The sequence below is a fragment of the Dehalococcoidia bacterium genome (assembly GCA_030018455.1).
Lineage (GTDB): Bacteria > Chloroflexota > Dehalococcoidia > DSTF01 > JALHUB01 > JASEFU01.
Genome location: JASEFU010000008.1, coordinates 100,838 through 109,957 on the forward strand (window position 1 = coordinate 100,838; position 9,120 = coordinate 109,957).

The 9,120-nt window shown below is 67.2% G+C and carries 6 protein-coding genes; 5 read left to right on the forward strand and 1 reads right to left on the reverse strand.

What is annotated here, in order from left to right:
* Positions 1–109: 109 nt before the first annotated feature.
* From QME71_09720 to QME71_09740, 5 genes are all read left to right on the forward strand, one after another.
* Positions 110–2,737, forward strand: coding sequence for a family 78 glycoside hydrolase catalytic domain (locus QME71_09720; GenBank protein MDI6858576.1), 2,628 nt, complete (start codon positions 110–112; stop codon positions 2,735–2,737).
* Positions 2,738–2,799: 62 nt separating this feature from the next.
* Positions 2,800–3,984, forward strand: coding sequence for an L-rhamnose isomerase (gene rhaI / locus QME71_09725; protein ID MDI6858577.1), 1,185 nt, complete (start codon positions 2,800–2,802; stop codon positions 3,982–3,984).
* 87 nt (positions 3,985–4,071) lie between these two features.
* Positions 4,072–5,874, forward strand: coding sequence for an aldehyde ferredoxin oxidoreductase family protein (locus QME71_09730; protein ID MDI6858578.1), 1,803 nt, complete (start codon positions 4,072–4,074; stop codon positions 5,872–5,874).
* A complete protein-coding gene (locus QME71_09735; protein MDI6858579.1) occupies positions 5,871–6,482 on the forward strand; it encodes an aldolase in 612 nt (203 codons plus the stop codon). Before QME71_09730 ends, QME71_09735 begins: the two co-directional genes overlap by 4 nt.
* 202 nt (positions 6,483–6,684) lie before the next feature.
* Positions 6,685–8,175: a rhamnulokinase family protein gene (locus QME71_09740; GenBank protein ID MDI6858580.1), complete on the forward strand. Its 1,491-nt coding sequence runs from the start codon at positions 6,685–6,687 to the stop codon at positions 8,173–8,175.
* 87 nt (positions 8,176–8,262) lie between these two features.
* Here the strand turns inward: QME71_09740 and QME71_09745 are convergent.
* Positions 8,263–9,120 (reverse strand): hypothetical protein (locus QME71_09745; GenBank protein ID MDI6858581.1); only part of this gene is annotated, 858 nt, incomplete at its 5' end.

A 9,120-nucleotide genomic window follows, 5' to 3' on the forward strand; every position in this document is an offset into this window, starting at 1 on the left:
CGGTGGTGCCCACTCTCCGATTCTGCTGGACGCTGTCCGCCCTCAGGCTTTATCCTCTAGCGGGACCAGGTTCTCTCTTCACAGGAACGGAGCAACTGGAGGTAACGAATTGGACGAGCGTTTTACGCGCAGGGCGAATTGGATAACGCCGCCGCGGCTCGCCGCCGGACCCGCCGCCGTGGCGGAGGCCTACTTTTATTCCCGCCGGCCTGACCTGTCGGAGCAGCGCAACGGCTTCTGGTACTTCCGCCGCCGCTTCGACCTGCCTTCGGACGCTGCAGAAGCCGTCGCCCACGTCTCCGCCGACGGCCGTTATCATCTCTACGTTAACGGCGTCTTCGTCGGGCGCGGCCCCGCTCGCTGCGACCCTGCGTTCCAGAGCTACGACGCCCGCGACATCGCTCCCTACCTTCGCAAGGGCCCGAACGTCGTCGCTCTCCTGCTGCACTCGTACGGGCGCGACATGTCGTGGTACCAGCTCCCGCCGCTGCACCATCTCGCCGCCTTCGGCTGCGCTTCCCTCTTCTTCCAGGCCGATGTCCTCACAGAAGACGGTAAGAGGATCGAGATCGATTCCGACGATGCGTGGCTCGTTCAGAAGGCCGACGCCTGGGAGCAGCAGACCATGTACGGCCCCGTCGGCTACATGGAGGTGTTCGACGCCGGGAAGGCGCCCGGCGGCTGGACGGAAACAGACTTCGACGACGGCGGCTGGACCAAAGCCGTCGCGCCCGAGTTCCCCGCCCTCAACCTGGCGACGCCCACGCGGCCGTTCCCCGTCATGGCGCCGCGCGGCATCCCCTTTCTCAGCGAGGAGGAGCGGCTGCCCGAATCGGTCGCCGGCACCGGCGAGGTGGCGCCAGCCCGCGACGCCGCCGATCCGTTCGAGCAGGCGGAAAAGGAATCGATTGCCCCGGCGCGCGAAGGCCGGATCCGGGGGGCTGAGGCGCTGCCGTCGGGCGGCGAGGCGGTCGTTGCGCCGGACGGCGAAAAGGGCGCCGCCATCGTCCTCGATTTCGGCGACACCGTCACCGGCTACCCGCGCCTCGACCTTACGGCCCCGGATGGCGCCGTCATCGACATCGCTTACTCCGAGCGCCTGCGGGACGGCCGCCCCGAGCTGCCGCAGCGCGGACCCATCACGTCGCCCACTGTCCACCGCTACGTCGCCCGCGACGGCCGCCAGAGCTGGGAGAAGTTCGAGTGGGCCGGCTTCCGCTACCTCCAGCTCACCGTCCGCAACCCGCAGGGGCCGGTTAAGCTGCACCGCGTCTCCCTCAACGAGACGATGTACCCCGTGGAGGAGCGGGGCTCGTTCGAGTGCTCCGACCCGCTCCTGAACGATATCTGGAAGGCGGGCGCGAAGACGTTGCGCCGCTGCATGCACGACGGCTACGAAGACTGCCCCTCGCGGGAGCAGCGGCAGTGGCTGGGCGATCTCTACGTCGAGGCGCTGGTCAACTTCGTCGCTTTCGGCGATACGGCGCTTGTCGCCCAGGCGTTGCGACAGGGCGCCCAGAGCCAGCGCTCCGACGGCATGGTCGCGATGGCCGCCCCCGGCGACCTTGCAGCCCGCTCCATCGTCTCCATCCCCGACTGGGGCATCTGCTGGGCCCTAACCATCGACCGCTATGTCGAGTACACCGGCGACCTCGATATCGCGCTCGAGCTGTTCCCCGCCGTGCTCCGGCTGACCGACTGGTTCCACCGCCACACCGATGAGCGCGGCCTGCTCAACAACGTGCCGGAGTGGAACTTCGTAGACTGGGCGGAGGTGGACCGCCGCGGCGAGGGGACAGCGTACAACGCCCTCTATTACCGGCTGCTGCGCGTAATCGAAAGCCTGGCGCAGAAGCTGGAGATGCCGCGCGTCGCCGCGCAGTGCGCCGAACGCGCCGAGCGTGTGCGCGTTGCCGTGAACGCGCGGCTGTGGGACGAGGAACGCGGCGTTTACGTCGACGCCTGCATCGACGGCAGGCAGAGCCGCCGCGTCAGCCAGCAGTCGAATGCCGCCTGCATCGCCTACGGTATTGCTCCCGCCGAGCGCTGGGACCGCATCTTCAACGCAATCCTGGACGAATCGCGCCTCGTGGTCACTTCTACGGGCATGCTTTCCGCGCCCGACGCGTCCGCCCCTCCCTTCGACGAGGAACGGAACGTGGTGGCCGCCCAGCCGTACTTCTCGCATCACCTGCACCGCGCCCTTGCCCTCGCCGGCCGCTACGGCGACCTGCTGGCGAACATCCGCAGGCGCTGGGGAGCGATGCTCGCCGCCGGCGCGACGACGATCTGGGAGGTCTGGCACCCGCACGTGAGCCAGTGCCACGGCTGGTCGACGACGCCCACGTTCGATCTCTCGACGGAAGTTCTCGGCGTGTCGGCGGCCGCGCCCGGATTCCAGCGTGTGCGGATCGCCCCGCAGCCGGTCGACCTCGATTGGGCGCGCGGCGTCTATCCGACGGTCCACGGCGATATCCGGGTCGACTGGCGGCGGGAGGGCAAGGAGTTGCGGCTTTCGTGCGGCGTGCCGTCCGGCGTCGTGGCGGAGTTGGCGCTGCCGGCTACGCCCGGCGGCTGGTGTGAGGTGGTCGTAGAGGGCGTGGGTGACGTGCTTCAGGGTGTGGGGATGGCGGAGGGGGCGCGCGCCGCGATAAGCGACGTCGTTGTCGAGGGCGAGAGCGTTGCCCTTGTGATCGACGGCGGTCGGCGGCTCGACGTGGCGGCGCGCGCACGATAGACGCCGCTCGAGCGCGACCGCACATCCCGAGAAGCGGCGCCCTCAGCGTGTGGGAGGAGAACATGGCGGATCACTCAATAGCGTACGAGGCGCTGGCCGCTGGCCTGGCCGAAAAGGGCATCGATGTCGGCGCAGTGAAGCGCGCGCTCAAGTCGCAGCGGATTGAGACGCCTTCCTGGGGCTACGGTGACAGCGGCACCCGCTTCAAAGTCTTCCACTGGCCGGGCGCCGCCCGCGACGTGCGCGAGAAGCTAGCCGACGCCGCCGTCGTCCACCGCCTCACCGGCGTCTGCCCGTCCGTCGCCCTGCACATCCCCTGGGACATGACCGATGACTGGGCCGCCCTGCGACAGTACGCTGAATCACTCGGCCTCCAGATCGGCGCTATCAATCCCAACCTCTTTCAGGAGGACTCCTACCGCCTGGGCAGTCTCTGTCACCCGGACCCCGCTATTCGCCGTCGCGCCGTCGATCACGTCCTCGAGTGCATCGAGATCGCCAGAGCGACTGGCTCCCGTGTTATCAGCCTCTGGCTCGCCGACGGCACGAATTACCCGGGGCAGGACTCGCTGCGCGAGCGGCGCCACCGCCTGCTGGAGTCGCTGCGAACGGTGTACGACGCCATGCCCGCCGGCGTGCGCCTGCTCATCGAGTACAAGTTCTTCGAGCCCGCCTTCTATCACACCGACATTCCGGACTGGGGCACCGCCTTCTGGCTGTCGCAGGAGCTGGGGCCACAGGCGCAGGTGCTCGTCGACACCGGCCATCACGCCCGGGGGACGAACGTCGAGCAGATCGTCGGCTTCTTGCTCGACCAGGGCAAGCTGGGCGGCTTCCACTTCAACGCCCGCAAGTACGCGGACGACGACCTCATTGTCGGCTCTATCGACCCGTTCGAGCTCTTCCTCATATTCCACGAGATCTACGACTCGGGCAGCGACGCCGACATCGCTTACATGATCGACCAGAGCCACAACATCGAGCCTAAGATTGAGGCGATGGTGCAGTCCGTAGTCAATGTCCAGTCGGCGGCGGCGCGCGCCCTCATCGTCGACCGCGCGCTGTTGGCTCAGCGCCAGGCCGCCGGCGATGTCCTGGGCGCCCACCGAGTCCTCACCGACGCCTTCCAGACCGATGTGCGCCCTCTGCTGGCGCAGGTCCGCGTCGAGATGGGCCTGCACCCCGACCCGGTCGTCGCCCTCCGGGAAAGCGGCTACGAGCAGCGCATCGCCGCCGAACGCGCTTGACCGGCGCTGACGCGACGGCTGAAGACCGTATCTGCCCTTTGTGGCAGAATGAATTCGCCCGGTGTGCTTTGCTGAAATGAGGTTCGCGTGAACGGCTGGATGGGAAAGGTCCTCGATGTCGATCTGACAGCGGGCGAGACACGTGTCGTCCCGCTCGATGCTGACGCGGCCCGCCTCTTCATCGGCGGCCGCGGCCTGGGCGCCCGCTACCTGTGGGACCTCGTCGGGCCCGGCGTCGACCCGCTTTCGCCGGAAAACGCCCTCGTCATCTGCACCGGCCCCCTCACTGGCACCGCTTTCCAGACAACGAGCCGCTTCTCCACCACCACGAAGTCGCCGCTCACGGGCACCATTCTCGACGCGAACTGCGGCGGCTTCTGGGGCATGCGCTTCAAGCGCGCCGGCTTCGATGCCCTTATCGTCAGGGGCCGCGCCAGCCATCCCGTTTCTCTTGAGATCACCGCGGGGGGCATCTCCATTGATGATGCTTCGCACCTTTGGGGCAAGACGGTTCCCGAGACGGCTCAGGCGCTGGGGCAGAGCACCAGGCGCAGCGTCCTCTGCATCGGCCCCGCGGGCGAGAACCTGGTCCGCTTCGCCTCCGCCATCAGCGACTGCACCCGCGCCCTTGGCCGGGGCGGCGTCGGCGCCGTCATGGGCTCCAAGAACCTTAAGGCGATCGCAGTCGAAGGCGACGCGAGGGTCGAAGTCGCCGACCGCGAGCGCCTGCGCTTCGTGCGCTACGAAGCGAGCAAGCATCTCACAGCAAGCCCGCTCACTTCCCAGGGCCTGCCCCAGTTCGGGACAGCGGGCGTGGTCAACGTCGTGAACGCCATAGGCGCGCTGCCGACGCGTAATTTCCAGGAGTCGCAGTTCGAGGGCGCCGAACGCATCTCCGGCGAGACCATCGCGGAAAGCATCCTCGTCAGGAAGAGCGCTTGCTGGTCCTGTCCAATCGCCTGCGGCCGCGTCACGCGCACCGCTCACGCCCAAGGCGAGGGCCCCGAATACGAGACCGTGTGGGCGCTTGGGGCCGCCTGCGGCATCGACGACCTCGAGGCAATCACCGAGGCCAATTACCTCTGCAATGATCTCGGCCTCGATACTATTTCTGCCGGCGCGACCATCGCCTGCGCGATGGAGATGGCGGAGCGCCGCGTCATCGACTCCGAGCTGCGGTTCGGGCGGGCCGATCTGCTTAAGCCGCTCCTGCGCGACATCGCCCATCGCGCCGGACTCGGCGATGAGCTGGCTGAGGGCAGCCGTCGCTTCGCCGAGAAGCGCGAGGCTCCTCAATACTCGATGTCGGTGAAAGGCATGGAGATGCCCGCGTACGACCCGCGCGCTATGCAGGGCCAGGGGTTGCTGTTCGCCACTTCGAACCGCGGCGCCTGCCACATGCGCGGCAACATGCTCGGGCCGGAGGTGCTGGGACTGCCTAAGCTCGTCCACCGGCTCCAGGCGCAGGGCAAAGCCCCGATGGTCATGCTCCATCAGGACTCGGCGGCCGCCATCGATTCCCTTATCGTCTGCAAGTTCACCAACATGGCCGTCGCCGAGGAGTACTTCGCCCGCGCCCTCAGCGCCGTTACGGGTGTCTCGTTCTCCACCGGCGACCTTATTCGCGCCGGCGAGCGGATATGGAACCTCGAGCGGCTATACAATCTGCGGGAGGGGTTCACCCGCGCCGACGACACGCTGCCGCGTCGCATGCTCGACGACCCAATAGCGGCCGGGCCGAGCAAAGGCTGGGTGTCGCGTCTGCCGGAGATGCTCGACGAGTACTACGCCACGCGTGGCTGGGACGTGGACGGTGTGCCGGGGCGCGAGAAGCTGGCGGAACTGGGCATCGAGCGGCTTCTTGAGCAGATTCCGGGAGTTGCGAAATGATCGACGAGCAGGTGTTGCGCAGCTTCCAGGAGATAGGCCGCGACCTCTACGTCGCGGGGCTCGTCTCGTCGCACGGGGGCAATCTGAGCGTCCGCTTCGGCGACCGCATCATCATCAAGCGCCGTGGCGCCATGCTCGGCCGGCTGACCGAAGAGGACCTCGTCGAAACGCGACTCGCGAAGCCCGATAGCGGTGTCATGCTCGCCTCCACGGAGCTCGTGGTGCACCGCGCCATATATCTCGCGACCCCGGCGCTCGCCGTCGTCCATGCGCACCCGCGCGCGGCGATCGCCCTTTCCCTCTCCCGTGAGGAGATCGTCCCCATCGACAACGAGGGGTCGTACCTGCTGCACAAGGTACCGGTTGTCGCGGCTGAATTCGCCTCCGGGTCCGCGGAAATGGTCGAAAAGCTGCCGGCGGCGCTGCGGCAGTACAAGATCGTCATGTTACGCGGCCACGGCTGCTTCTCCATCGGGCAGACGCTCGACGAGGCGTTCCAGTGGGTCTCCTGTCTCGAGGAGTCGTGCGAGATCATCCTTGCGGCGAAGCTGATCGATGAGCCCTTCCTCGAGTACCGGAAGATGAGCGAGGAGTACAGGAGCTGGTAGGCCCAGACCTATTCCCGACGGCGACGGATCCGGCAGCGGAGCGGAATTATCGATATGTATTGCCGCCGCGAGTTTGCTGTGTGAAGCGCCCGTGTATGGGCGGCGTGGGACGTGGTCGCTGTAACATAAACGTCCTGTCTTCCCACCCGCCCGCCCACAACGTCGCTCCGCACTCTCTCCAACCGCTTCTTCTAAACTGCAAATGACACCGAGCACCAACGCCCTGGCCTTCGACCTTGGCGCCGAAAGCGGACGCGCCATCCTCGGCCGCTTCGATGGCGACCGGCTTCAGATGACCGAGGTGCACCGCTTCCCCAACGGCCCCCTGCGCGCCCCCGACGGCCTCCACTGGGACGTCCACCGGCTCTTCGCCGAGATGAAGCGCGGCCTCGAACTCGCAGTCCGCGACCATGGCCCGCCCGCTTCCGTCGGCGTCGACACCTGGGGCGTCGATTTCGCCCTTCTCGACGGGCGCGGCGAGCTGCTCGGGCTGCCGTTTCACTATCGCGACAGCCGCACCGCAGGCGTGATGGAGAAAGCGCTCGAGCGCGTCACCCGCGAGGAGATATTCGAGCGGACGGGCGTGCAGTTCCTGCCCATCAACACCCTCTACCAGCTCTACTCCATGGTGCTGGACCGCTCGCCGCTGCTGGAGCGGGCCACAACGTTTCTCACCATTCCCGACCTCTTCAACTTCTGGCTCAGCGGCCGCGCCCTCTGCGAGTTCACCAACGCCACGACCACCCAGTTCTACGACCCGCGCGCCCGCGCCTGGGCGACGCCGCTCCTCGAAAAGCTGGGCATCCCCACGCATTTCCTGCCCGAGATCGTGCCGCCGGCCACCGTGCTCGGCCCGCTGCTCCCCGAGGCCGCGGGCGAGGCGCTCGGCGGCGTGCCGCTCATCGCCCCTGCCTGCCACGATACCGGTTCCGCCGTCGCCGCCGTGCCCGCCACGGGCAACGATTTCGCCTACATAAGCTCGGGGACGTGGTCGCTTGTCGGCGTGGAGGAGCCGGAGCCCATCGTCACGCCGAAGGCGCTGGCGAACAACTTTACCAATGAGGGAGGAATCGGCGGCTTCCGCTTCCTGAAGAACGTGAGCGGCATGTGGCTCTTGCAGGAGTGCCGCCGGCGCTGGGCTGAGGAAGGCGACGCCCTTTCCTACGATGACCTGACCGCCCTCGCCGGGCGCGCGCGGCCCTTCCGCTCGTTCATCGACCCCGACGACGGCGCTTTTCTCAGTCCGTCCGACATGCCGTCGGCAATCGCCACGTTCTGCCGGCGGACGGGGCAGGAGGTGCCTGAGGAAAAGGGCGATATTGTGCGTTGCGCGCTGGAAAGCCTCGCTCTCAAGTACCGTTGGGTCATCGAGCGCATCGAACGGATACGCGGACGTGCCGTCGATGTGGTCCACGTCGTGGGCGGTGGTTGCCGGAACGCTCTTCTGTGCCGGTTCACTGCCGACGCGACGGGAAAGACCGTGATCGGCGGCCCGGTTGAGGCGACGGCAATCGGCAACGTCCTCGTGCAGTTGATGGCGCTGGGCAGCCTGTCGTCGCTTGCCGAAGGGCGCGCGCTCGTCCGCCGCTCTTTCCCTACCGAGACGTATGAGCCCGGGGCGCAGGCGCGCTGGGACGATGCCTTCGGGCGGTTTGTGTCGGTCTTGCAGACAACACCCGCCGCCGACGAATGATCTCCGGCGCCGCTCCTCTCGCGGTTCTAAGAAGGAAGGGCTCCGAGATGACCGGAGCCCTTCTCCCAACACCACCTTCTGCTGGCATTACTCCAGGATGTTCTTCTTCGATCCGTGTGACCACAGCATCGAGGCGCGGCCGCCGAGAGGACAGGACGAGTCGTTCGAGTCCTCGAACATCTCCTTCGTCTCCTCGATGTCACCGCTGTCGTACCCGGCCTGGAAGGCTGCGATTACTTCAGCGGCCGTGTCGAGATCAGGCTTGGAATCGACGTCCGGGTGGGCAGCGTTGAGAAGAGCCGCGACGGCCTGCCGCCCGAGGGCGTAGATTCCGCCTCCCCCGCTGCGCAGGACCTCGTACAGCGTTGGGTCGCCGGGGAACGCATTCCTGCCTAAGACGCTCTCGAAGGAGTTGCCGGGCATGTAGCCGGTGGCTACCCATGCGCCGAGGTGCGTCTTCCAGTAGCCTGGCGTGCACCCCTCAACTTTCCCCGGCGTCGTGGTTGCACCGGGTGTGGCCGTCTTGGTCGGTGTCGGTGGGACGGGCGTGTTCGTCGCAGTCGGCGCGATAGGTGTGTTGGTTGCGGTCGGCGGCACAGGCGTGTTCGTCGCAGTCGGCGCGATAGGTGTGTTGGTTGCGGTCGGCGGCACAGGCGTGTTCGTCGCAGTCGGCGCGATAGGTGTGTTGGTTGCGGTCGGCGGCACAGGCGTGTTCGTCGCCGTGGGCGGGACAGGCGTATTCGTTGCCGTCGGTGGGACAGGCGTATTCGTCGCCGTGGGCGGGACAGGCGTATTCGTCGCCGTGGGCGGGACAGGCGTGTTCGTCGCCGTTGGTGCTACCTCCCCCTTGATGTCGGTGCCGTCGAGGCAGACCATCGGGAACAGGACGCCCGGGTTGCAGGTCCCCATCTCCGAGGCGTCGGTGTAGCCGAGCGTCCCCCAGCT

Bases quoted from the DNA above. Each gene is read 5' to 3' on its own strand.
- rhaI (MDI6858577.1), top strand. From the start codon at position 2,800: ATGGCGGATCACTCAATAGCGTACGAGGCGCTGGCCGCTGGCCTGGCC.
- QME71_09740 (MDI6858580.1), top strand. From the start codon at position 6,685: ATGACACCGAGCACCAACGCCCTGGCCTTCGACCTTGGCGCCGAAAGC.
- QME71_09735 (MDI6858579.1), top strand. From the start codon at position 5,871: ATGATCGACGAGCAGGTGTTGCGCAGCTTCCAGGAGATAGGCCGCGAC.